The 22,913-nt window shown below is 73.5% G+C and carries 20 protein-coding genes and 3 tRNA genes; 2 read left to right on the plus strand and 21 right to left on the minus strand.

The window, feature by feature from the left end; translation table 11 throughout:
• Positions 1-169: 169 nt before the first annotated feature.
• From ACZ4UX_RS09920 to ACZ4UX_RS09940, 5 genes are all read right to left on the minus strand, one after another.
• The gene (locus ACZ4UX_RS09920) at positions 170-985 is read right to left on the minus strand and encodes a hypothetical protein (RefSeq protein ID WP_465706247.1); all 816 of its coding nucleotides are present in this window, start codon (positions 983-985) and stop codon (positions 170-172) included.
• A 297-nt stretch (positions 986-1,282) separates the two neighbouring features.
• Positions 1,283-4,180: a leucine--tRNA ligase gene (gene leuS, locus ACZ4UX_RS09925; RefSeq protein ID WP_380384814.1), complete on the minus strand. Its 2,898-nt coding sequence runs from the start codon at positions 4,178-4,180 to the stop codon at positions 1,283-1,285.
• A gap of 209 nt (positions 4,181-4,389) precedes the next feature.
• Positions 4,390-5,814: a hypothetical protein gene (locus ACZ4UX_RS09930; protein ID WP_465706248.1), complete on the minus strand. Its 1,425-nt coding sequence runs from the start codon at positions 5,812-5,814 to the stop codon at positions 4,390-4,392.
• Between the two features lie 226 nt (positions 5,815-6,040).
• A tRNA-Ala gene (locus ACZ4UX_RS09935) sits at positions 6,041-6,113 on the minus strand.
• Between the two features lie 101 nt (positions 6,114-6,214).
• Entirely contained in the window at positions 6,215-7,657 is a 1,443-nt protein-coding gene (locus ACZ4UX_RS09940; RefSeq protein WP_465706249.1) for an MFS transporter, read from the minus strand.
• A 102-nt stretch (positions 7,658-7,759) separates the two neighbouring features.
• On the opposite strand from ACZ4UX_RS09940, the gene ACZ4UX_RS09945 reads away from it, so the two are divergent.
• Positions 7,760-8,665, plus strand: coding sequence for a helix-turn-helix transcriptional regulator (locus tag ACZ4UX_RS09945; protein ID WP_465706250.1), 906 nt, complete (start codon positions 7,760-7,762; stop codon positions 8,663-8,665).
• A gap of 89 nt (positions 8,666-8,754) precedes the next feature.
• On the opposite strand, the gene ACZ4UX_RS09950 is transcribed toward ACZ4UX_RS09945, so the two are convergent.
• From ACZ4UX_RS09950 to ACZ4UX_RS09985, 8 genes are all read right to left on the minus strand, one after another.
• Positions 8,755-8,827 (minus strand) — tRNA-Ala (locus ACZ4UX_RS09950).
• A gap of 37 nt (positions 8,828-8,864) precedes the next feature.
• Positions 8,865-8,937 (minus strand) — tRNA-Ala (locus tag ACZ4UX_RS09955).
• A 179-nt stretch (positions 8,938-9,116) separates the two neighbouring features.
• The gene (locus tag ACZ4UX_RS09960; protein ID WP_329492096.1) at positions 9,117-9,764 is read right to left on the minus strand and encodes a histidine phosphatase family protein; all 648 of its coding nucleotides are present in this window, start codon (positions 9,762-9,764) and stop codon (positions 9,117-9,119) included.
• On the minus strand, positions 9,761-10,231 hold the full coding sequence (gene rsfS / locus ACZ4UX_RS09965; RefSeq protein WP_329492097.1) for a ribosome silencing factor: 471 nt from the start codon (positions 10,229-10,231) through the stop codon (positions 9,761-9,763). Before rsfS ends, ACZ4UX_RS09960 begins: the two co-directional genes overlap by 4 nt.
• Before the next feature lie 173 nt (positions 10,232-10,404).
• Complete coding sequence (locus ACZ4UX_RS09970; protein WP_465706251.1) at positions 10,405-12,258, minus strand: LCP family protein; 1,854 nt, start codon at positions 12,256-12,258, stop codon at positions 10,405-10,407.
• 19 nt (positions 12,259-12,277) lie between these two features.
• Positions 12,278-12,910: a nicotinate-nucleotide adenylyltransferase gene (gene nadD, locus ACZ4UX_RS09975; RefSeq protein ID WP_329487612.1), complete on the minus strand. Its 633-nt coding sequence runs from the start codon at positions 12,908-12,910 to the stop codon at positions 12,278-12,280.
• A 136-nt stretch (positions 12,911-13,046) separates the two neighbouring features.
• Positions 13,047-13,205, minus strand: coding sequence for a hypothetical protein (locus tag ACZ4UX_RS09980; RefSeq protein WP_465706252.1), 159 nt, complete (start codon positions 13,203-13,205; stop codon positions 13,047-13,049).
• A 160-nt stretch (positions 13,206-13,365) separates the two neighbouring features.
• On the minus strand, positions 13,366-13,512 hold the full coding sequence (locus tag ACZ4UX_RS09985; RefSeq protein ID WP_329487614.1) for a hypothetical protein: 147 nt from the start codon (positions 13,510-13,512) through the stop codon (positions 13,366-13,368).
• 245 nt (positions 13,513-13,757) lie between these two features.
• Between ACZ4UX_RS09985 and ACZ4UX_RS09990 the strand changes: the two genes are divergently transcribed.
• Positions 13,758-14,816, plus strand: a complete 1,059-nt coding sequence (locus ACZ4UX_RS09990) for a M48 family metallopeptidase (protein WP_329487615.1) — start codon at positions 13,758-13,760, stop codon at positions 14,814-14,816.
• A gap of 135 nt (positions 14,817-14,951) precedes the next feature.
• Here ACZ4UX_RS09990 and ACZ4UX_RS09995 read toward each other — a convergent pair whose 3' ends face one another.
• From ACZ4UX_RS09995 to rplU, 8 genes are all read right to left on the minus strand, one after another.
• Positions 14,952-16,064, minus strand: a complete 1,113-nt coding sequence (locus ACZ4UX_RS09995; protein ID WP_465706253.1) for an SCO2583 family membrane protein — start codon at positions 16,062-16,064, stop codon at positions 14,952-14,954.
• Positions 16,065-16,198: 134 nt separating this feature from the next.
• Complete coding sequence (locus tag ACZ4UX_RS10000; protein ID WP_329487617.1) at positions 16,199-16,792, minus strand: SCO2584 family spore wall biosynthesis protein; 594 nt, start codon at positions 16,790-16,792, stop codon at positions 16,199-16,201.
• Positions 16,793-16,892: 100 nt separating this feature from the next.
• The gene (locus ACZ4UX_RS10005) at positions 16,893-18,215 is read right to left on the minus strand and encodes a glutamate-5-semialdehyde dehydrogenase (protein ID WP_465706254.1); all 1,323 of its coding nucleotides are present in this window, start codon (positions 18,213-18,215) and stop codon (positions 16,893-16,895) included.
• A gap of 109 nt (positions 18,216-18,324) precedes the next feature.
• Positions 18,325-18,852: a hypothetical protein gene (locus ACZ4UX_RS10010; RefSeq protein ID WP_329487619.1), complete on the minus strand. Its 528-nt coding sequence runs from the start codon at positions 18,850-18,852 to the stop codon at positions 18,325-18,327.
• A gap of 118 nt (positions 18,853-18,970) precedes the next feature.
• Positions 18,971-20,107: a glutamate 5-kinase gene (gene proB, locus ACZ4UX_RS10015; RefSeq protein WP_329487620.1), complete on the minus strand. Its 1,137-nt coding sequence runs from the start codon at positions 20,105-20,107 to the stop codon at positions 18,971-18,973.
• A 335-nt stretch (positions 20,108-20,442) separates the two neighbouring features.
• Positions 20,443-21,921, minus strand: coding sequence for a GTPase ObgE (obgE, locus tag ACZ4UX_RS10020; protein WP_359808020.1), 1,479 nt, complete (start codon positions 21,919-21,921; stop codon positions 20,443-20,445).
• A 99-nt stretch (positions 21,922-22,020) separates the two neighbouring features.
• Positions 22,021-22,278, minus strand: coding sequence for a 50S ribosomal protein L27 (rpmA, locus tag ACZ4UX_RS10025; protein WP_329487622.1), 258 nt, complete (start codon positions 22,276-22,278; stop codon positions 22,021-22,023).
• A 12-nt stretch (positions 22,279-22,290) separates the two neighbouring features.
• On the minus strand, positions 22,291-22,608 hold the full coding sequence (rplU, locus tag ACZ4UX_RS10030) for a 50S ribosomal protein L21 (protein WP_030397424.1): 318 nt from the start codon (positions 22,606-22,608) through the stop codon (positions 22,291-22,293).
• Between the last annotated feature and the right edge of the window lie 305 nt (positions 22,609-22,913).

Raw genomic sequence — 22,913 nt, forward strand, 5'->3', positions numbered from 1 at the left:
CCGGCACCGGCACCGGCTCCGGGCGGAGCGCCGGGCGGGCGGGGCCCCGGCACCGGGCGGGGCGCCAGGGACAGCCGGTCGGTGCGCCGGGCACGGCGACCCACCCGAGCCGTCCGGGAGGGGTCGAGCCTTCCGGGATGTGGCGGGCCCGGCAGAGCGGGACGTCCGGTCAGCCCGCCGTCGGCCCGGCCGACGGCTTCCGCAGCCGGTCCGCCAGCCGCGACAGCGGGTCGTTCAGCCCCAGCAGTTCCTCGGCGCTCGGGCGCCCCTTCCCGTCCGTCAGCCCGGCCCGCCCCGCCGCCGCCCCGCCGCCACCAGCACCAGCACCAGCACCAGCACCAGCACCAGCACCAGCACCAGCCGACCCACCGGAACCGACGCCCGAGCCGAAGCCCGCCCCCGTACCCGACCCGGAATCCGACCCCGCCCCCGAGTGGTCCCAGTGCCGCAGCGCCCCCGCCTCGCTCTCGCACTCCTGGCTGAGCCGCCGGAGCTCGTCGTCGGCGAAGCGGTGCATCCGGTCCTGGGCCGCCCAGCGCATGGCCTCGGCGGAGTGGGTGATCCGTTCGGCGCGCTCCCGCAGCTCGGGCAGCTTGGCCGCGATCCGGCCCGGGTCCGGCTCGCGCTCCAGGATCCGCAGCTCAGCGTCCAGCTCCGCCGCATGGGTGTCCAGCCGCCGCAGCAGGGCGAGTGCCTCACCGAGCTGGCCGTCCTGCACCAGACCGCTCTCCAGGACCTGGCGCGTGCCGTCCAGGGAGGTCCGCAGCCCCAGCCGGACGGCGGAGATCTGGCCCTGCGGGCCGGGCTTGGCGTAGGTCTTCGCCTTGAGGGTCACGTTCTCGACCGCACGTCGGGCGTTGGCCTCGTGCCGCTCCACCTTCGTGGCGACCGCCCTTGCCGCCTTGACGGTCCCGACCACCACCAGCACCAGCATCGCGAGGCCGAAGAGCAGGGCCAGGCCGACCATCACGCCGAGCGCGTCCATCACGAGCCACCTTCCGTCCGCCGAACCGGCCCCCACCGGGCCCAACGCGGGCCGGCCCACCGTGGGTTCCACGGTAGCCGCCCGACCCGTGCCGGGGGCAGGTCGAACGGGCCCGGGCTCCGGAGATCAGGGACAGATGGGGGATCTCCCCGAGGCGGGCCCGGCCTCGGGCAACGCATCCCGCCCCCACCTGCCTCCACACACACCCGGCGAACCACCGCCCCGGGAACGCCGAAGGGCGGGCGCCCCGAAGGACACCCGCCCCGGCCGTCAACGACCCACGGCGACCACCGGCAGTCAGCCGGTGACGATGTTCACCAGCTTCGGCGCCCGCGCGATCACCTTGCGCACCGGCGCGTCCCCGATCGCCGCGACGACGGCCGGATCGGCCAGCGCCAGCGCCTCCAGCTCGGCGTCGGAGATCGACGGCGCGACCTCCAGCCGGGCCTTGACCTTGCCCTTGATCTGCACGACGCAGGTGACCGCCTCGTCCACCACGTACGCCGGGTCGGCGACGGGGTAGTCGGTGTGGGCCAGCGAGTCGCCGTGGCCCAGTCGGCGCCACAGCTCCTCCGCGATGTGCGGGGCCAGCGGGGCGACCAGCAGGACCAGCCGCTCGGCGACCGGTCGCGGCGTGGAGCCGCGCTTCACCAGGAAGTTGTTCAGCTCGATCGCCTTGGCCACGGCCGTGTTGAAGCGCAGCGCGGCCATGTCACCGCGGATGCCGTCGATGGCCTTGTGCAGCGCGCGCAGCGTCGCCTCGTCCGGCTCCTCGTCGGTGACGACCAGCTCGCCGGTGGCCTCCGAGACGATGTTGCGCCACAGCCGCTGCAGGAAGCGGTACGAGCCGACCACCGCGCGGGTGTCCCACGGGCGGGAGACGTCCAGCGGGCCCATCGACATCTCGTACAGGCGCAGCGTGTCGGCGCCGTACTCGTCGGCGATCTCGTCCGGGGCGACGGCGTTCTTCAGGGACTTGCCCATCTTGCCGGCCTCGCGCTTGACCGGCTCGCCCTGCCAGAAGTAGCCGCCGTCGCGCTCCTCGACCTCGGTGGCGGGCACCGGGAAGCCGCGCTCGTCACGGTAGACGTCGGCGGTGATCATGCCCTGGTTGAACAGCTTGTGGAACGGCTCGACCGAGGAGACGTGGCCCAGGTCGTGCAGGACCTTGTGCCAGAACCGCGCGTACAGCAGGTGCAGCACGGCGTGCTCGGCACCGCCGACGTACAGGTCGGCGCCGCCGCCGGGCTTCTCGGCGGTCGGGCCCAGCCAGTACTGCTCGTTGGCCGGGTCGACGACCCGCGCGCCGTTCGACGGGTCGATGTAGCGCAGCTCGTACCAGCAGGAACCGGCCCAGTTGGGCATGGTGTTGGTCTCGCGGCGGTACTTCTTCGGCCCGTCGCCCAGGTCCAGCTCGACGTTGACCCAGTCCTCGTTGCGCGACAGCGGCGTCTTCGGGGAGGAGGTCGAGTCGAACGGGTCGTAGGTGTGCGGCGAGTAGTCGTCCACCTCGGGGACCTCGACCGGCAGCATCGACTCGGGCAGCGCGTGCATCACGCCGTCCTCGTCGTAGACGATCGGGAAGGGCTCGCCCCAGTACCGCTGGCGGCTGAACAGCCAGTCGCGCAGGCGGTAGTTGACGGTGCCCTCGCCGATGCCGCGCTCGGCCAGCCAGGCGGTGACGGCGGCCTTGCCGTCGGCGACGCTCAGACCGTCCAGCGAGATGCCGTTCTCGGTGCCCTCGGCGTGGGCCGAGTTGACGATGACGGAGTCGTACGTGCTGAAGGCGTCGTCCCAGGTGTGCGGGTCCTCGTCGCGGCCGTCGGTCGGCTTGACGACGCAGCGCATCGGCAGCTCGAAGGCGCGGGCGAACGCGAAGTCGCGGTGGTCGTGGGCCGGGACGGCCATGATCGCGCCGGTGCCGTAGCCCATCAGCACGTAGTCGGCGACGAAGACCGGGACGGGCTCGCCGCTGACCGGGTTGACCGCGTAGGCGCCGGTGAAGACACCGGTCTTGACCTTGGCCTCGACCTGGCGTTCCACGTCGGACTTGGCGGCGGCACTCGCGCGGTAGGCGGCGACGGCCTCGGCCGGGGTGGCGGCGCCGCCGGTCCACTCGTCACGGGTGCCGGCGGGCCAGGCGGCCGGCACGATCGAGTCGACCAGGTCGTGCTCGGGGGCCAGCACCATGTAGGTGGCGCCGAACAGGGTGTCGGGGCGGGTGGTGAAGACGGTGATCTTCCGGTCGCCGGGGGCCGCGAAGTCGACCCGGGCACCTTCCGAGCGACCGATCCAGTTGCGCTGCTGCAGCTTGATGGCCTCGGGCCAGTCCAGCAGGTCCAGGTCGGAGATCAGCCGGTCCGAGTAGGCGGTGATCCGCATCATCCACTGGCGCAGGTTCGACTTGAACACCGGGAAGTTGCCGCGCTCGGAGCGGCCGTCCGCGGTGACCTCCTCGTTGGCCAGCACGGTGCCCAGCCCGGGGCACCAGTTGACCGGCACCTCCTTGGAGTACGCCAGCCGGTAGTCGCCCAGCAGTTCGTCGCGCTCGGCGGCGGACAGCTCCGACCACGCGCGGCCGCCGGGGACCTCGCGCGAGCCGTCCGCGAAGCCGGCGATCAGCTCGGCGATCGGGCGGGCCCGGCCGGCCTCCTCGTCGTACCAGGAGTTGAAGATCTGCAGGAAGATCCACTGGGTCCAGCGGTAGTACTCCGGGTCGATCGTGGAGATCGAGCGGCGCGGGTCGTGGCCCAGGCCCAGCCGGCGCAGCTGCTGGCGCATGTTGGCGATGTTGGCCTCGGTGGAGACCCGCGGGTGGGTACCGGTCTGCACCGCGTACTGCTCGGCGGGCAGGCCGAACGCGTCGTAGCCCAGCGTGTGCAGCACGTTGTGGCCGGTCATCCGCTGGTAGCGGGCGAAGACGTCGGTGGCGATGTAGCCCAGCGGGTGGCCGACGTGCAGGCCCGCGCCGGATGGGTACGGGAACATGTCCATGATGAAGCTGTGCGGCTTCGCGGAGACGTCCCCGGCGCTCGGGTCGGCCAGGTCACCGGCCGGGTTGGGGGCGCTGAACGTGCCCTCCTTCTCCCAGATGTCCTGCCAGCGGGACTCGATCTCCGCCGCCAGGGTGGCGCTGTACCGGAACGGCTCGGTCGCGGCCTCGGCCGCACCGGAAGCAGGGGTCGTCTCGCTCATGGTCCTTCAGGCTCCATCGATGTCAGTGGGCGAACCGGGCACAGGGCCGGGCGCGGCACGAAAGGCGGCGGAAAACAAAAAAAGCCCCTCGCAGGAGGGGGTGCCACGCCGACTCCGGCACCCGCCCTGGGGCGCGGCCGGTCCTGGTCAGCGCGGCCGGCTAAGGAGCAGGCGCACGGTTCGCATGGGCTCAGGGTACCGCAAGGGGCTCAGGCCTCCTCCGGAGATATCGACCGCGAGGCCGCGTCGAAGTCGCGCAGCGCGCGGGCCACCCGTTCGGACTGCATGCCCGCGGCCAGGGCGCGTGCCCGCTCGGCCGTGTCGGCGGCCTCCCGGAGGGAGCCGGTGCGGCGCTGGGAGTCCGCCAGCCGGACCATCAGCAGGGCCCTGGCCCGCGCGCGGCCGGGGCCGAGCCCGGCCACCGCCTCGGTGAGCAGGGCCTGGGCGCCGCGGTGGTCGCCGAGGAACAGGTGGCCCTCCCCCACCATCCCCGCGAGGTCCGCCCGGGCCTGCGCCACATCCGGCCCGGCGCCCGCGCCGGAAGCCGCACCTTGCCCCGCACAAGCACAAGCACAAGCAGACGCACCGGCACCGGCCCCGGCGGAAGCACCCGCACCCGCACCGGCAGAAGCACCCGCACCCGCCGCGGCGTCCAGCTCCGCGAACGCCCGCCCGGCCACCGCCGCCAGCTCCTCCGGCTCGCCGCGCCGCCCGTACGCCCGGGCCATCCGGCCGAGCTGCAGGGCCCGGTCGACCGGCCCGAGCGCGTCACCCGCCGTCTCCAGCACCTCGGCGAGCACGGTGACCGCGTCCAGCCCGCGCCCTCCCCCGCCCTGGGTGGCCAGCACCACCAGGCAGCCCACCACGCCCACCCCGAGCCGCAGGTCCCCGCTGAGGTGGGCGGCGCGCAGCGCGGCCACGAACGCCCGCTGGGCGGCCGCCTCGTGTCCGAGGTCGTACGCGGCCCAGCCCGCCAGCCGGGCCAGCCGACTGGCCGTGCCGTACAGCACGCGGCCCAACTCCTCGTCGTACCCGCCGAGTTCCAGCAGCTTAGCGACCATGGCCAGCTCGGCCCGGGTCGGCCCGAGCACCAGGCCGCCGCCGCAGGCCCGCTCCAGCCGCAGCTTGCTCCGGTAGGAGAGCCGGAGCTCCCCGACCAGCGCGGGGTCGATCCGCAGCGCGCCCTCCCCGCCGCCGACCGGGGGCGGCGCGGTGGCCAGCCGGCCGGCGGCCTGGTCGAGGTCGGCGCCGCGGAACAGGTCGGTGAGACGGACCGGGCCCGCGTCGGTGGCCGCCTCGCGCAACGCGGTCTGGGCGGTGTCGGCCGTCCAGGGGTCGGTGAGCAGCCGCGGCGAGAGGATCTTGGCCCCCCGGTTGCCGCCCATCCGGCCCCAGAGCTGCTCGTAGGTGACGGCGATGCCGAGGGCGCGGCCGAGCACCTCGCAGACCGTCTGGTCGTGCGGGCTGCGCGGGACCATGCCCCGGTCGCGCCACTTGTACGGGGCGGTGGAGCTGATCGCCAGGCCGGGCGGCAGGGTGAGGTTCACCTCGCGGGCCAGGCGCTCCGGGTTCCAGCCGAGCTGGTGCAGTATCCGGGCCAGTTCCTCGTTGCGCCTGCGCTCCAGATCGGCCATGGGACGACGGTAGCGGTCCGGCGGGGCCGGCTGCCGAGCCGTTCGGAAAACCCCGGACCGCCGGGGCCGCGAGCGCCCCCGAACCCTCCGGAGGGATCCCGCGCCGCGAGGACGCACCCCGGACGCCGCGAGAACGCACCCTTGGGCACCCCCGCAAACGCACCCCGGGCACCCCGGAAAACACCGAGGGCCGCCTCCCGGAACGGGAGGCGGCCCTCGACTGCTGTGGAGCTACGGGGAATTGAACCCCGGACCTCTTGCATGCCATGCAAGCGCTCTACCAACTGAGCTACAGCCCCTTGACCTGCTGCGTCACCGGAGGTTTCCTTCGGTTTCCCTCGGCGACATCGACTACTTTACACGGTCGAAGGGGTGCTCCACGAATCCGTTACCGGAGGTACTACCCGGCCGTCGGGCGGGCGCGGGCGGCGAAGGCCGCGCCGACGCCGACCAGGCCCGCGATCGCGGCGGTGGTCACCAGCAGGGCGTGTCCGGAGTCCCGGGCCGCCGCCGGCAGCGAGACCCCGCCGAGGAAGACCGAGCCCAGCACCGCGACCCCGACCACCTGGCCGAGCTGTACGACCGTCACCATCACCCCGCTGGCGTCCGCCGCGTCGGCCGGAGCGACGCCGCCCAGCGCCCGGGCGAACAGCGGCGAGTACGTGCAGCCGGCCACGAGGCCGAGCCCGGTCATCAGCAGCAGCGCCACCGGGCCGATCTCCGCGCCGCCGCCGAGCAGCAGCCCGAGCAGCAGATAGCCGGGGACGAGCAGCCCGGCGCCGAGCAGCGGCAGGACGCCGTGCAGCCGGGCGGGCAGCCGGTGCCAGTGCAGGCTGGAGAACCCGAAGCCGAGCGCCATCGGCGCCGAGCAGAGCCCGGCCCGCAGCGCGCTGTGCCCGAGGCCGGACTGCTGGTGCAGCGCGAAGGCGAACAGGAAGCCCGCGAAGGCGGCCATGATCATGAAGATCGCGCCCGCCGCCGGTCGCAGCGTGGCCGTCCGCAGCACCCGGCCGCTGATCAGCGGCTGTCCGCCGCGTCGGGCGATCCGCCGCTCGACCACCGCGAACAGGGCGAACAGGACGGCGCTGGCGGCGAGCATCGCCCAGCCCCAGACGGGCCAGCCCAGTTCGTGGCCGAGCACCAGCGGCACCACCAGCAGCCCGAGGGCCGCGCCGAGCACCACCAGGCCGGGGAGGTCGAACCCGCGCCCGCGGTCGCCCGGCAGGCTCGGCAGCAGCCGGGCGCCGGCCGCCAGCAGAGCCAGCCCGATCGGCACGTTGACCAGGAAGACCGGGCGCCAGCCCGTCCCGAACAGGTCGGCGCTGACCAGGACTCCGCCGAGCACCTGGCCGACCGCCAGACCGCCGGCCAGCACGGCCGAGTAGAGGCCGAGCGCCCTGGTCCGGGCGGCGCCGGTGAAGGTGCGCTGCAGCAGGCTCATGACCTGCGGCACCATCAGCGCCGAGCCGGCGCCCTGGAGCAGCCGGAAGGCGATCAGCCAGCCGGTGGCCGGTGCCAGCCCGCAGGCCAGCGAGGCGAGGGTGAAGGCGGCCAGGCCCACCTGGAACAGCCGGCTGTAGCCGTAGCGGGCGCCCAGCCGGGCCCCGGTGATGAGCAGCACCGCGTAGGCGATGGTGTAGCCGGCGATCACGAGTTGGAGGGCCGCGCCGGAGGCGTGCAGGTCGGTGCGGATCGTCGGCACCGCGACGTTGACGATGGAGACGTCCAGGATGGCCATGAACTGGCCGCAGAGCAGGAGGGTCAGGAGCAGCCCGGGCCTGGTGGCCGGGCCGCCGGTGGTGGTGGCGCCGGCCGCACCGGGCCGGATCTGAAGGTCCGTCATGAGCCCAGCCTGCGGCGCGTCCGGTACTGGTGGTTAGAGCCTGCCGATCCTGGTACTGGCAGCACCTGTTTCGGCCGCCCGGTCTGCGGCACGATGGCGGGTATGACCGTCCTGGACGACCGCACCGCCACCGCCGTCGGACCGCGCCGGCAGGACCGCCGCCGCACCGAGCTGGCCGGCTACCTCAAGGCCTGCCGCGCCCGGGTCACCCCCGAGGAGGTCGGCCTGCCGCCGGGACTGCGCCGCCGCACGCCGGGGCTGCGCCGGGAGGAGGTGGCGCAGCTCTCCGGGGTCGGCGTCACCTGGTACACCTGGCTGGAGCAGGGGCGGCCGATCAACGCCAGCGAGCAGGTGCTGGCGGCGGTGGCCCGGACGCTGCGGCTGGACGACACCGAGCGGGAGCACCTGTTCCGGCTCGCCGGGGTGTCCGCGAGCCCGAGCAGCCGGCCCGAGCCCCCCGTCCTCGACCCGTCCACCCAGGCCATCCTGGACGCCCTCGCGCCGCTGCCGGCCGCGGTCTCGAACACCCGGTTCGACGTGCTGATGTACAACCGGTCGTACGAGTCGCTGTTCGGGACGAACCGGAACGTCACGCCCAGCGGGCGGTTCAACAGCATCTGGTGCACGCTGCTCATGCCGCCGTGCTGCAACCCGTTCCTGAACCGCGCGGAGGCGCTGCCGCGGATGGTGGCGGTGCTGCGGGCCGCGTACGGCAAGCACGTCGGCGAGCCGGTCTGGGAGCAGCACGTGCAGGGGCTGTCGGCGAAGAGCGAGCTGTTCCGGGACCTCTGGGCCCGGCAGGAGGTGGCGCCGCCGGAGACGTCGCTGCGGGTGTTCCGGCACCCGCAGGTCGGGGTGCTGCGGCTGAACGCCTCGTACCTGACGCTGCCCGGGGTACCCGAGACCTACGTGGTGGTCTACCTCCCGGACGGGGACGGGGACCGTGAGCGGATCGAGGAGCTCGCCGCGCTGCCGCCCGGCGGCTGGCTGAACAGCTGCCACTCCTGAACGGCCGGGGGCCCGGAGTGCTGGCGGCCGGGGCCCGCGGGGAACGCCGAAGGCCGCCACCCGGTGGGTGACGGCCTTCTCGCGGTCTGTGGAGCTACGGGGAATTGAACCCCGGACCTCTTGCATGCCATGCAAGCGCTCTACCAACTGAGCTACAGCCCCGCGACACGCACGGCCCTCGCGGACCGCAGGTGCGGAGTGGAGCTACGGGGAATTGAACCCCGGACCTCTTGCATGCCATGCAAGCGCTCTACCAACTGAGCTACAGCCCCGCACTCACCGGATTTCCCGCTTCCCTTCCGGGCCGCGTTTCTTCCGTGCGAACGAGGAAGACTCTAACCGGTCAGGCCCGGAACTGCGAAATCCGTCCCCGCGCGGTGCCGGCGAACGGCGGGGGCGCGGCTCGACCGTCGCCGATCGGCCGTCGCCACCGGTCAGGTGCCGTCGCCGGTCAGGTGTCGTCGCCGATCACCGGCTGCGGGAGGGTGCCCGCGTTGTGCTCCAGCAGGCGCCAGCCGCGCGCACCGCGGCCCAGCACGGACCAGCAGCAGTTGGACAGGCCGCCGAAGCACTCCCAAAGCTCCGGCTCCAGTCCGAGCAGCCGCCCGAGCATGGTGCGGATGGTGCCGCCGTGGCTGACGACCACCAGCGTGCCGTCCTCCGGCAGCTTGCCGACCGCATCCAGCACCACCGGCACCGAACGGTCGGCGACCTCGGTGGAGAGTTCTCCGCCGCCGCGCCGGACGGGCTCGCCCTGCGCCCAGGCCTCGTACTCCTCCGGGAACCGGGCCCGGATCTCCGCGTTGGTCAGCCCCTGCCAGGAGCCGGCGTAGGTCTCGCGCAGCCCCTCGTGGTGCTGCACGTCCAGGCCGGTGATCACGGCCAGCTCGTCGGCGGTCCGCCGGGCGCGCTGGAGGTCCGAGGAGATCAGCAGGTCGGGGCGCAGGCCGGAGAGCAGCCGGGCCGCCCGCTGGGCCTGCAGGACGCCCTGGCCGGTCAGCTCGATGTCCGTGGTGCCCTGGAACCGCGATTCGAGGTTCCAGGAGGTCTGGCCGTGCCGCCAGAAGACGATGCGCGGGCCCCGCGCCTCCCGGCTCAGCTGTAGTCCTCGGCGCCGAAGTTGTCGGCCGGGGCGGCCTCGGCCGGGGCGAGGGCATTGCCGGCCTCGTCGGTGTGCGCGTCGGGGCGGTTGCGCGAGGCCAGCGCGTCGGCCGGCAGCGGCAGCTCGGGGCAGTCCTTCCAGAGCCGGTCCAGGGAGTAGAAGGAGCGCTCCTCGGAGTGCTGGACGTGCACCACGATGTCCAGGTAGTCGAGCAGGATCCAGCGGCCGTCGCGCTCGCCCTCCCGGCGGACCGGCTTGATGTCCAGCTGCTCGCGCAGCTTGTCCTCGATCTCCTCGGCGATGGACTTGACCTGGCGGTCGTTGTTCGCGGAGGCGATCAGGAACGCGTCGGTGATCGACAGCACGTCGCTGACGTCGAACGCGATGATGTTGTGCGCCAGCTTGTCGGCCGCCGCCTGGGCGGCGACGTTGATGATTTCCTGGCTGTGCTCGGTGGCGGTCACGATGTTCTTCCGGCTCGGCGGCTTGGGGGCGATGCCCGGCACGCGGCCGGGCATCGCCTTCCAGGATCTCACGCCGCCCAGGTGGCCCAGGAACCGTTTACCGGCCCGCGCCCGCCGCGGCCCCGCCCCGAGCCCCCACGAGCCCGCGTGGGGGACGCCGGGCCGCCGCCGCCCTACGGGGTCTTCGGCGGCTGGTAGTCCTTGCCGAGGACGACCACCAGGTCGGCGTTCTGCGCGTCGGTGACCTTCTTCGCCGCCGTCTCCGGCAGGTTGAGGCTCAGCGCCAGGGACTTCGCCGCGGCCTGCCGGGCGTCGTCGGTGTAGCGGATCTCACTGGCGGCCTGCGCCGCGGTCTTCGTCCCGCCGGGGATGAAGGTGAGGCCCGCGTTCACCACCTGGATCTGCGCGGCGGCGGCCGCCTGGTCGTTGCCGGTGGCGTCCTGGATCGAGACCCGGGCCGGGGTGTCGGCCGAGGTGGCGGACTTCACCGTGCCGCCCAGCACGTCCTTGACCTGCTGGCCGGCGGCGGCCTCGTCCAGCGAGCCGTCCGGCTTCACGGTCAGCACCGTGGTCCCGAGGTGGCCGTCCTTCGCCTGCTGGGCGAGCTGGACCAGCACGCCGGCCAGGGCGTCCTCGGGCAGCGACGGGTCGAGCACCGCGTTCATCCGGTGCACGTCGTCCTTGGCGTCCTTGAACTCGGTCGGCATGGTCCGCACCACCGCGTCCATCACCTGCCCGAACCGGGCCAGTTGGGCGTCGCGGCCCTCGCCGGCCCCCTGCAGGGTGGCGTAGGCGACCGCGGCCTTCCCGCTCAGCAGGGTGTTCTTGCCCGCGGCGGCGAGCAGCTTGCCGTCCGGCTTGCCGCCCTCGTGGGTCTCGGCGTTGGTGTCCACCCGGACCCCGCCGAGCTGGGCGACCAGCAGTTCCAGGTACGGCGTGTCGAGCCGCCAGGTGCCGGCCACCGGGGCGCCCAGCACGGTGGCCAGGGCGTCCCGGGTGGCGGACGGACCGACGCTGTCCATCGCCTGGCCGACCGTGGTGACCGGCGGGTCGCCCGGGCCGGGCAGGCGCAGCGTGTCCGGGAGCAGCAGCACGGTGCCCTTGTGCCCCGAGGCGTCGTTGACCAGCAGCGCGCTGGAGACCTTGCCCTGGAGGTCCCGCAGGTGGACCACGTTGACCTGGCGAGGGCCCGCGGCGGTCGCCGCGCTCTGCTTGTCGCCGGTGAACCAGAGGTAGCCGCCGGTGCCGGCCGCGGCGAGGGCCAGCACCACGCCGATGCCGACCAGCCGGTTGCGGAGCTTGCGGCGGCGCTCGGCGCGCACCTCGCTGCGCGACTCGGCGAACTTCAGCCAGTCGATGACGTCCTCGGTCTCCTCCGCCTCCTCGTCGACGAAGGTGAACTCACCGGTGGGGTAGTCGCCCGTGGGCGTCTTGCCGGCGCCGCCGGCGGCCTTGGCCGCGCGGCTTCCGCCGACCTGCTCGGACGGCGCCGCGGGCCGGGCCGGCGCCGCCTCGGCGGGGGCCGGCCGGGGCGTCCGGGGTCGCGGCGGCGCCGGGGCGGCCTGCTCGGTCACCCGCTCGGTGACGACCGGCTGCGGCGCGGTCGCGTACTGCTGCTCGTAGCCGCCCTGCTGGTCGTACCCGCCACCCTGCTGCGGCGGCTGCTGCTGCTCGTACGGCTGGTATCCCTGCTGGTACTGCTCCTGGTAGACCCCGGGCTGCTGGTACGCCTGGCCGCCGCCCTGCTGCGGCTGCCCGTACGGGTCGTACTGGTCGTACTGCTGCTGGTCGTACCCGCCGCCCGGCTGCGGCTGCTGCTGCTCGTACGGCTGGTACGCCTGCTGGTACTGGTCCTGGCCCTGCCCCTGGTAGGCGGTGTACTGGTCCTGCCCGTAGGGCTGCGCCGGCGGGACCGGCTGCCCGTACTGGTCGTACTGCTGCTCGTAGCCGCCCTGTTGCTGGGGCGGGTACTGCTGCTGGTACTGCCCGGTGGACCAGTCGTCCTGCTGTCCCCTGCGATCGGTCATCCGTCGGCCCCTCCGGGGATCAGGTCCGGTGCGGCGCGTAGAGCGCCCGCTTGTCGATGTAGCGGACCACGCCGTCCGGGACGAGGTACCAGACCGGTTCGCCCTTGGCGACCCGGTTGCGGCAGTCCGTGGAGGAGATGGCCAGCGCCGGGACCTCCACCAGGGAGACCCCGCCCACCGGAAGTCCGGCGTCCGACAGAGTGTGCCCCGGCCGGGTGCAGCCGATGAAGTGGGCGAGCGAGAAGAGCTCCTCGGAGTCCCGCCAGGAGAGGATCTGCGCGAGCGCGTCGGCGCCGGTGATGAAGAAGAGGTCGGCGTCCGGGTGGAGCGCGCGCAGGTCGCGCAGGGTGTCGACGGTGTAGGTCGGGCCCTCGCGGTCGATGTCGATCCGGCTGACCGAGAACTGCGGGTTCTCCGCCGTGGCGATGACCGTCATCAGGTAGCGGTCCTCGGCCGGCGTCACCAGGCGGTCGGTCTTCTGCCACGGCTGTCCGGTCGGCACGAAGATCACCTCATCGAGGTGGAACGCGCTCGCCACCTCGCTGGCGGCGACCAGGTGCCCGTGGTGGATCGGGTCGAAGGTGCCGCCCATCACCCCGAGCCGCTTCTTCACCGGTTCCGGTCCGCCGGGATTCCCGGCCTGCTCTCCCATGGCGCCACACCTTACGCGACGCCCGTGACGGGGCGGGAACGACCGGGTGGCGGCCGCCGGGAGGACGCGTGAGGGAGCGGCCGGCGCTCCCGCCGGACGCTCCCCGGGCCGCCCCGGCGGGGGCTCGGTGCCCCGCTCAGCGGTCCCGGTTGAAGCGCGTGGTGACGTAGAGCAGCAGCAGCAGGATGAACAGCGCGGCGCCACCCGTCAGGTACGGGTTGAGGCTGTCGTGACTGCCCCCCTCGCCCTCGGAGGCGAGCAGGTTCAGGACGGGGAGTGCGGCGGCAGTGCTCATGGTCGGCGGACCTTCTCGGCTCGGATGACGGACCAGGGGTGTGCGGGCCGGTGAGGGCCCACCTGTCATCGTACGGGTGCCGACACGGCAACCGCTCGGCGGCCCACCGCGTCTGAACCGGCGTGAGCCGGGCGCCCGGCGGGGCCCGGCGGGAGGGTGCTCAGTTGTTGCGGCCGGCCCGCAGCAGGACCCACGCCAGCAGGCCGACGCCGACGAAGGAGGCCACCACGATGATCCGCAGGAAGAGCCCCGGGCCGTTCTCCGTGGAGATCGGGCCGGCCAGGCTGACAAGGGCGGAGGTGGACATCTGCGGGCTCCTCGGACTGCTCGGTACCGCGGCCAGGTCTGGTCTCGGCTCTCCAGGGCATTCAGGGTAAACCGGCCTCACACCCGCGACGGCCACCGCCCCCTGCGGCGCCGTTCGCGCCGCGTAGGGTGAGCCCGGGGACGAGTACGCAACCACGGACGTTGCACAGACAGTCGTTGCAGGCGAAGACCAGCGGGGGCCGGCCAGCTGCCGGGGCCGCCGTCGACCAGGAGGGTACTCACACCATGACCGATACGACCTCGAAGACCCCGAGCCGGCGCCGCCAGCGCTTCCCGGAGATCTCCACCCGCGCCTGGGAGCACCCGGCGGACCGCTCCGCGCTCGTCGCGCTGCGCAAGCTGACCGGCTTCGACGACATCCTGAAGAAGCTCGCCGGGCTGGTCTCCGAGCGCTCGATCCGGCTGATGTTCCTGGCCACCGCGGTGAAGACGTCCGAGCGGCAGTTCCCCGAGCTGCACGGGATGGTGCGCGACGCCGCGTACGTGCTGGACCTGGAGAAGGTCCCGGACCTCTACGTCTCCCAGGACCCGACGGTCAACGCCTACTGCATCGGCATCGACACCCCGATCATCGTGGTGACCAGCGGCCTGGTCGAGCTCCTGGACGAGGAGGAGCTGCGCTCCGTCATCGGCCACGAGGTCGGCCACGCGATGTCGGGTCACGCGGTCTACCGGACGATGCTGCTGATCCTCACCAACATCGCCGCCCGGATCGCCTGGGTGCCGCTCGGCAACCTCGCGATCATGGCGATCGTGACGGCCCTCAAGGAGTGGTTCCGCAAGGCCGAGCTCTCCAGCGACCGGGCCGGCCTGCTCGCCGGACAGGACCTCCAGGCGTCCATGCGGGCCCTGATGAAGCTGGCCGGCGGCCACAACCTGGCCGAGATGAACGTCGACGCCTTCCTGGAGCAGGCCGAGGAGTACGACAAGGCCGGGGACCTGCGCGACGGCGTGCTCAAGCTGCTGCAGGTGCTGCCGCAGAGCCACCCGTTCGCGGTGGTGCGGGTCGCCAAGCTGAAGAAGTGGGCGGAGAGCGAGGAGTACCGCTCGATCCTGGCCGGTGCCTACCCGCGCCGCTCCGACGACGGCGACACCTCGGTCGGCGAGCAGTGGAAGGCCGCGGCCGACCACTACACGACCTCGGTGAAGGAGAGCAAGGACCCGCTGATGGGCCTGATCCGCGACGTCGCCGGCGGCGCCGCCACCGTCGGCGGCAAGCTCCGCGACACCTTCACCGGCGCCACCCGCGCCAACGGCTCCTCGACGCCGCGCGACGAGGACTGATCCCGCGACGGCTCCCGACGGCTCCCGGCTTCCCGCCGGGGGCCGTCGGCGTCCCCGGCCCCGGCCCCGCTGTTGCCCCGGCGGCGGCCCCGGTGTGCCCGAGCGGCCGGCCGTGACGGGGCCCGCCGCCGGACGTCAGCTGCCCGCCAGGACCCCGCAGACCTGCCAGGCCGGACGGGCGTGGTTGCCCGGATCGATCGGCTGCACGCCCTCCGGCGGCTGCGCACCTTCCGTCGGCTGCGCACCTTCCGTCGGCTGCGCACCGGTCACGGCGCCGTCCGCCCCCACCAGCAGCGGCCGGACGTACCCGGCCAGCGAACCGGCGCACGGCGCCGGCCCGGCCTGGAGCACCGAGTCCACCAGCCGCAGCTGGGCGGAGGCCAGGTCGATCCGGTCGAACTGGAAGGTCAGCTGCCGCCGGACGGTCTCCAGCGTCACCGGTGCGCCGCTCGGGGCCCCGGCGGGCTTGAGCGCGTAGACGAAGGTGTGGTCGGTGGTGATCTGCAGGGTGGTGCTGTCCGCCTCGTCGATCCGCATCGCTCCGGCCACCTTCACGCTGTCGGCGGCCAGCGCGACCTGCGCCGGGTCGAACCGGACCACCCACCCGGTCAGCGCGTGGTGGCGGTCGTCGACGGGGTGCGCCGCGCTGGCGTCGAACTGGGCCTGCTCGCCGGGCGTCACGAAGGCCCGCACATCGGCGGTCGACCCCTGGATCAGGGCCGTCGGCGCCAGCGAGGACGCCACCAGATAGCGCTGGACGGTGTCGAGCGCCTTGGTGACCTCGATCTTGCTGAAGTGCGCGGTGGCCGCCCCGGCGGGCGTCCCCAGACCGATGGCACCGTCCCCGTAACCGGGCGGCAGCGCGGCGAACGGGGCGGCCGGGTCGGCGACCGGCCGCACGGCCGACGCCGGGCTCAACGCCACCAGGCTGACGGTCAGTTGGCTGCCCTCGGGGCGGGAGGTCTGCCGGTTCGGCGTACTGATGCCGAAGTACACGGCGGCCGCGAAGGCCAGCAGGATCAACAGCAGCAGCGCGAGCGCCTGCCGCGGCACGGTGCCCAGCGGACCGAGCCGCACCCGCGGGCGGGTGGCCCGGCCGAACGAGCTCGCCAGCCGCTCCCGGGCGGAGAGCTCCTGGATCCGGGCAGCACGGACGAAGGATTCGTCGAAGACGACGGACCGGTACTCGTCATCGCTTCCGGAACCACCGTCGGGCGCACCCTCCGGAGGCTCTCGCGGGTCACCCATGACACCAGGGTAAGCCGCATCCGCGCCCCGCCACGAGGGTGTTCACCCAGATTCCCGGGAGCGCTCGGTGACCGGAGGCCCGGCGCGCGAACGCACTCCGGCGCACTCCGGCGCAGCGTCCGCGAACCAGTGCCTCAGCCCGCCGGCGCGGTGACCACGAGCGACGGTTCGGCCGGCGTGGGCGCCGGATCGACACCCGCGCTGCTGCTCCCCGAGTCGGGCCGCCGGGGCGTACCGCCACCGGAGCCGCCCACACCCTGGTAGACCGCCGCGACCGCCACCGCGACCAGGCTCACGCCCATGATCACGGCGAGCACCCAGGCCACCGGCCGGTGCCAGCGCTGCTGGGCGACATAGCGCCCGCGCCGCGACCGGACCGGGTCGTAGACACTGTCCCGCCCCCAGCGCCCGGCCCGGCGCCCGACCACCCGGCCGGGGCCCGACCACGGATCGGGGTAGAGGCGGTCGTCGTCCAGTCCGCTCGGGTAGGGGCGCAGCTCCAGCGGCACCCCGTCCCCCACGGGAACGTCATAGCCCCAGCCCGGTACCACCGCGTCCGGCTCGAACCGGGCCTCGGCGGCGGCGAGCTGCCGCTCCTTGGCTGTCGGCTCGTGCACGGCGGCGGACCGGACGAAGGCCTCATCGAAGACCACGGTGGCGAACTCGTCGTCCGCACCACCGTGGTCGGCGCCGTCGGGGTACGGCAAGCCCCCCACATCGTCAGCCACGGATTCAGCGTATTACCGGTCGGGCGTTTTGTCTGTGGCTCCTCGCACTTGGTCCGTCACCCGTGTGACGCGGACCGCCCGCCGGGGGCTCCCGGCCGGCTCAGCCGGCGTCGGCCGCCCCGCCCACGGTCTGCGTCGCCTCGCCCCGGACATGCCCGTCACCAGTGACGATGTACTTGGTGCTGGTCAGCTCCGGCAGGCCCATCGGGCCGCGGGCGTGCAGCTTCTGGGTCGAGATGCCGATCTCGGCGCCGAAGCCGAACTCACCGCCGTCGGTGAACCGCGTCGAGGCGTTGACGGCCACCGTCGTCGCGTCGACCAACTGGGTGAAACGGCGGGCCGCGGCCTGCGAGGTGGTCACGATCGCCTCGGTGTGGCCGGAGGACCAGCGGCGGATGTGCGCGACGGCGGCCTCCAGCGAGGGCACCACGGCCGCCGCCAGGTCGTAGGAGAGGTACTCGGTCTCCCAGTCCGCCTCGGTGGCCGGCAGCACGGTCGCCGCCGAGCCCTCGGCGGCCTTGAGGACCGCGTCGTCGCCGTGCACCGTCACCCCGGCCTGGGCCAGGGCCGCCAGCGCGAGCGGCAGGAAGGCCCCCGCGACGTCCTGGTGGACGAGCAGGGTCTCGGCCGAGTTGCAGACGCTGACCCGCTGCGCCTTCGAGTTCAGCAGGATGCCGACGGCCATCGCCAGGTCCGTCTCGGCGTCCACGTAGACGTGGCAGTTGCCCGTCCCCGTCTCGATCACCGGCACGGTCGAGCCCTCGACCACGGTGCGGATCAGCGAGGCCCCGCCGCGCGGGATCAGCACGTCCACCAGGCCCCGGGCGCGCATCAGCTCCTGGACGGAGTCCCGGCTCTCGCCCGGGACGAGCTGGATCACGTCGGCGGGCAGGCCCGCCGAGACGACGGCGTCACGCAGCACCGCGATCAGCGCGGTGTTGGAGCGGTAGGCCGAGGCCGAACCGCGCAGCAGTACCGCGTTGCCGGACTTCAGGCAGAGCGCGGCGGCGTCCACGGTGACGTTCGGACGGGCCTCGTAGATGATGCCGACCACGCCGAGCGGGACGCGGACCTGCCGCACGTCCAGGCCGTTGGGCAGGGTGTAGCCGCGCACCACCTCGCCGACCGGGTCGGGCAGGCCGGCCACGTCGCGGACGTCCGAGGCGATCGCGGCGATCCGCTCGTCGGTGAGGGTCAGGCGGTCGATCACCGACTCGGCGGTACCCGCCTCACGGGCCCGGGCGACGTCCTCGGCGTTGGCGGCGGTGATCTCGGCGCTCCGGGCCACCAGGGCGTCCGCGATCGCCGACAGCGCGGCGTCCTTCGCCCGGCGCGGGAGCGGGGCGAGCACGGCGGCGGCCTCCCGGGCTCGGCGCGCTACGGCGAGGACGGGGCTGTCGGCGGTGGCGAGGTCGCTGGTCATGCGCCAAGGGTAGCGAGTGCGCCGCCCCCGCCCACCGGGCATTTCGCCCGGTGAGACATGGGCGCCCAGCACGGCCCGCACGTGCCGTGCCCCGGGCACGGCGCGTGCGTCAGTACGGGTGCACCCCGCCCGGATGGGGCGGCGGGCCGCCGAAGCCCTCGGCGACGCGCTTGTGGTACGTCGCCCGGTCGACCACCTCCAGCCCGACGATCTCCCACGGCGGCAGGTTCGCGGTCACCTTGTGCTCGCCCCAGAGCCGCAGCGCGATCGCCGCCGCGTCGTGCAGGTCCCGGGCCTGCTCCCAGTAGCGGATCTCCGCGTGGTCGGCCGCGTAGCGGGCGGTCAGGAAGAACGAGTGGTCGTGCGCCAGCCGCTCCAGCCCCGCCCGCAACGCGGACAGCGGGGTGGTCTGCCCCGCCACGCTCAGCACCACGTGCCAGAGCCGGGCCTGTTCGGGCACCGTGGGCGGCTCCCCCTCGTCCCGGCGGTCCGGCCGGACCCCGCGTAGCGCGCCGGGCTCCTGCGGCGGCGGACCGGCCGGCCCGGCCGGGGTGTCGGCCCCGCGCCCGCCGTCGATGCTGGTCAGCCGCCGGCCCGCCGTTCCTCCGGTCAGCGCTGCCTCGCGCCTGCGTTCCACCGGCGGCCTCCTGTTCGGCGATCTCGTGTCGTCGTACCCGCCGGCCCCGGTCCGGCGCGTACGGCTGCGCCCCCTCGCCCGCGGCAAGGCCCGCACCGCCGCCGCTCCCGCGGACCGGTCAGCCCCGCAGGACGACCAGGTCGTCGCGGTGGACGACCTCGCGCTCGTACGCGGCACCGAACTCCTGGGCCAGGTCTCGGGTGGACCGGCCGAGCAGCCGGGGCAACTCCCTCGCATCAAAGTTGACCAGTCCGCGCGCCACGATGTGGCCGTTTTCGCCAAGAAGGTCCACCGGATCACCCGCGGCGAACTCCCCGTCGACCTTGGTGACCCCGGCGGGCAGCAGCGAGGCTCCCCCCGAGACGACCGCCGCGACGGCCCCCTCGTCCAGGTGGAGGGCGCCGCGCGGGCTGCTCGCGTGCGCCAGCCAGAGCAGCCGGTCGGAGGAGCGGCTGCCGGTGCGCAGGAAGAGCGTGCCGGTGGGCCGGCCGGCCAGCGCGTCGGCGGCCCGGCTGGCGGCGGTGAGCACCACGGGGATGCCCGCGCCGGTGGCGATCCGGGCCGCCTCCACCTTGGTGACCATGCCGCCGGTACCGACCCCGGCCTTGCCCGCGCTGCCGATCGAGACGCCGTCCAGGTCGTGCGGCCCGGCCACCTGGGCGATCCGGCTGGTGCCGGGGCGGCTCGGGTCGCCGTCGTAGAGCCCGTCCACGTCGGAGAGCAGCACCAGCAGGTCGGCCCGGACCAGGTGGGCGACCAGCGCGGCCAGCCGGTCGTTGTCACCGAACTTGATTTCGGCGGTGGCGACGGTGTCGTTCTCGTTGACGATCGGCATCGCGCCCATCGCCAGCAACTGGTCCAGCGTCCGGTAGGCGTTGCGGTAGTGGGCGCGCCGGCTGGCGTCCTCGGCGGTCAGCAGCACCTGGCCGACCCGGATGCCGTACCGGGCGAAGGAGGCGGTGTAGCGGGCGACCAGCAGGCCCTGGCCGACGCTCGCGGCGGCCTGCTGGCGGGCGAGGTCCTTGGGTCGGCGGTCCAGGCCCAGCGGGGCCAGGCCGGCCGCGATGGCACCGGAGGAGACCAGGACCACCTCGGGGGCGTCCGGGCCGCTGCGGACCTTGGCGAGCGCGTCCACCAGGGCGTCGACCCGGTCGGCGTCCAGGCCGCCGGCCGCCGTGGTGAGGGAGGAGGAACCGACCTTGACGACGATCCGTCGTGCGGTCAGGACCTCCTGCCGCAGTGAGTCCTCGCTCATCTCGCTGTACGCCCTTCCGGTGTGGTGCGGGTACGGCGGGCCCGGGCCCGGCCGTCACCCCCGCAATCTACGCGATCGGCGCAGCCCGTCCGCAGGGCATTTCACCGGCTGGACCGCGCCCCTCCCCGGCCACCGGCCGGCCCGGACCGGTCGCGGGACGCCGGGCGGACCGCACCCGCCCGGCGGGCCCGTCCCGCCACCCGGGCCGCGGGCGGTCCCGCCGAGTCCGGCTCCCGCCAAGCGAAGTGACGTTTCATCAACGCCCCGACGCACCGCGGCCCCGCCTCCGGGAGGGAGGCGGGGCCGCGGCACTGCACGGGTCGGACCGGCCGGTCCTACTCCTCGTCGTCGTCGCCCTCGACGGCGGCCTGGCGGCCACTGGAGAGCGCCTCGAAGGCGAGGAACTCGGACTCGGCCGCGTCCCGGTTCTTCAGCTTGTCGCGGCGGCGGTCGACCGCCGGACGCGGGCTCTCCAGGCGGTGGTCCTCACCGCGGCGGCCGAGCATCTCGGCGCCGGCGGCCATGGTCGGCTCCCAGTCGAAGACGACCGCGTTGTCCTCCGCGCCGATGATGACGGTGTCGCCCTCGTGGGCGCCGACCTTCCAGAGCTTGTCCTCCACGCCGAGGCGGGCCAGCCGGTCGGCGAGGTAGCCGACGGCCTCGTCGTTGGAGAAGTCCGTCTGGCGGACCCAGCGCTCCGGCTTGACACCGCGGATGCGGAAGGCGCCGTCCTCCTCGGTGATGGTGAAGCCCGCGTCGTCCACGGCGGTGGGCCGCAGCACGATCCGGGTGGACTCCTCCAGCGGCTTGGCGGCGCGGGCCTCGGCGACGATCTGCGCCATCGCGAAGTTCAGCTCGCGCAGGCCCTTGCGGGAGGCGGCGGACACCTCGAACACGCGGTAGCCGCGCTCCTCCAGCGAGGCCCGGGTGAGGTCGGCGATGTCCTGGCCGTCCGGGACGTCGACCTTGTTGAGCGCGACCAGTCGCGGCCGGTCCTCCAGGCCGCCGTACTGCGCCAGCTCGGCCTCGATGGTCTCCAGGTCGGTCAGCGGGTCGCGGCCGGGCTCCAGGGTCGCGCAGTCCAGCACGTGGACCAGCGCCGAGCAGCGCTCGACGTGCCGCAGGAACTCCAGGCCGAGGCCGCGGCCCTGGCTGGCGCCCGGGATCAGGCCGGGGACGTCGGCGACGGTGTAGACGAAGTCGCCGGCGGTCACCACGCCGAGGTTGGGGACCAGGGTGGTGAACGGGTAGTCCGCGATCTTCGGCTTGGCGGCGGAGATCACCGAGATCAGCGAGGACTTGCCGGCGCTCGGGTAGCCCACCAGGGCCACGTCGGCGACGGACTTGAGCTCCATGACGATGTCACGGGCCTCACCCGGCTCGCCGAGCAGCGCGAAGCCGGGCGCCTTGCGGCGGGACGAGGCCAGCGCCGCGTTGCCCAGGCCGCCCCGGCCGCCGGCGGCGACGACGAAGCTGGTGCCGTGGCCGACCAGGTCGGCGAGGACGTTGCCCTGCCGGTCCATCACGACGGTGCCGTCCGGCACCGGCAGGACGAGGTCGTGACCCTCGGCGCCGGTCCGGTTGCCGCCCGCGCCGGGCTTGCCGTTGGTCGCCTTGCGCTTGGGCGAGTGGTGGTACTCCAGCAGGGTGGTGATCTGCGCGTCCACGGTGAGGATGACGCTGCCGCCCTGACCGCCGTTGCCGCCGTCGGGGCCTCCCAGCGGCTTGAACTTCTCCCGGTGAACGGAGGCGCAGCCGTGGCCCCCGTTACCCGCGGCGACGTACAGCTCGACGCGGTCCACGAAGGTGGTCATGGTTGTGCCTCCAGTGCGAAGAAAGTGTTGCCTGCTTCTCAAGCATGAAGGGTGGACCGGATCATTCCGGCCCACCCTTCATTGTGAGTCTTGTCGGACTCAGGCCTCGACGGCCACGATGTTGACGACCTTGCGGCCGCGACGGGTGCCGAACTGCACCGCACCGGCGGACAGCGCGAACAGGGTGTCGTCGCCACCACGGCCGACGTTGGCGCCCGGGTGGAAGTGGGTGCCACGCTGGCGGACGATGATCTCGCCGGCGGAGACGACCTGGCCGCCGAAGCGCTTCACGCCGAGGCGCTGGGCGTTCGAGTCACGGCCGTTCCGGGTAGAGCTTGCGCCCTTCTTGTGTGCCATCTCGCTATCCCCTTACTTGCTGACGGAGTCGATGCTCGTGATCCGCACAGCAGTGTGCTGCTGGCGGTGACCCTGGCGGCGACGGTAACCGGTCTTGTTCTTGTAGCGCAGGATGACGATCTTGTCGCCCTTGGTCTGGTCGACCACCTCGGCGTGAGCCTTCACGCCGGCCAGCACCCACGGGTCGGAGGTGACAGCTTCACCATCGACGACCAGGATGGTGGAGAGCTCCACCGAGTCACCCGGCTTGGCCTCGATACGGTCGATCTCCAGCACGTCGCCGACGGCGACCTTGTGCTGGCGGCCGCCTGCGCGAACGATCGCGTACATGCGGTACCCACTTTCCTAACTCGGTCGGAGCTCCAGATGCCAGCCACCTGGGTACGGACACAGGGGCCTCTCCCCGACTCCTCTGACGAGGGGCCCGGAAGGTGATGTGTTCGGGAGCGACGGCGTAGACACGCCGAGGGTCAAGAATACGGACCGGCCCCCTCGGGGGCAAACCGGGCCGTCCCGGTCCGGGGGGGGGGGGGGGCCACCCCCGAACCAAACACCCACCTTCCTTCCGACCCCCCCCCGTGGTTTCGGACTTCTTTGTTTCCACGCCCTTTCCCGTTGTGGGGGTTTTTTGTGGG

This window comes from Kitasatospora sp. NPDC028961 (assembly GCF_055564815.1).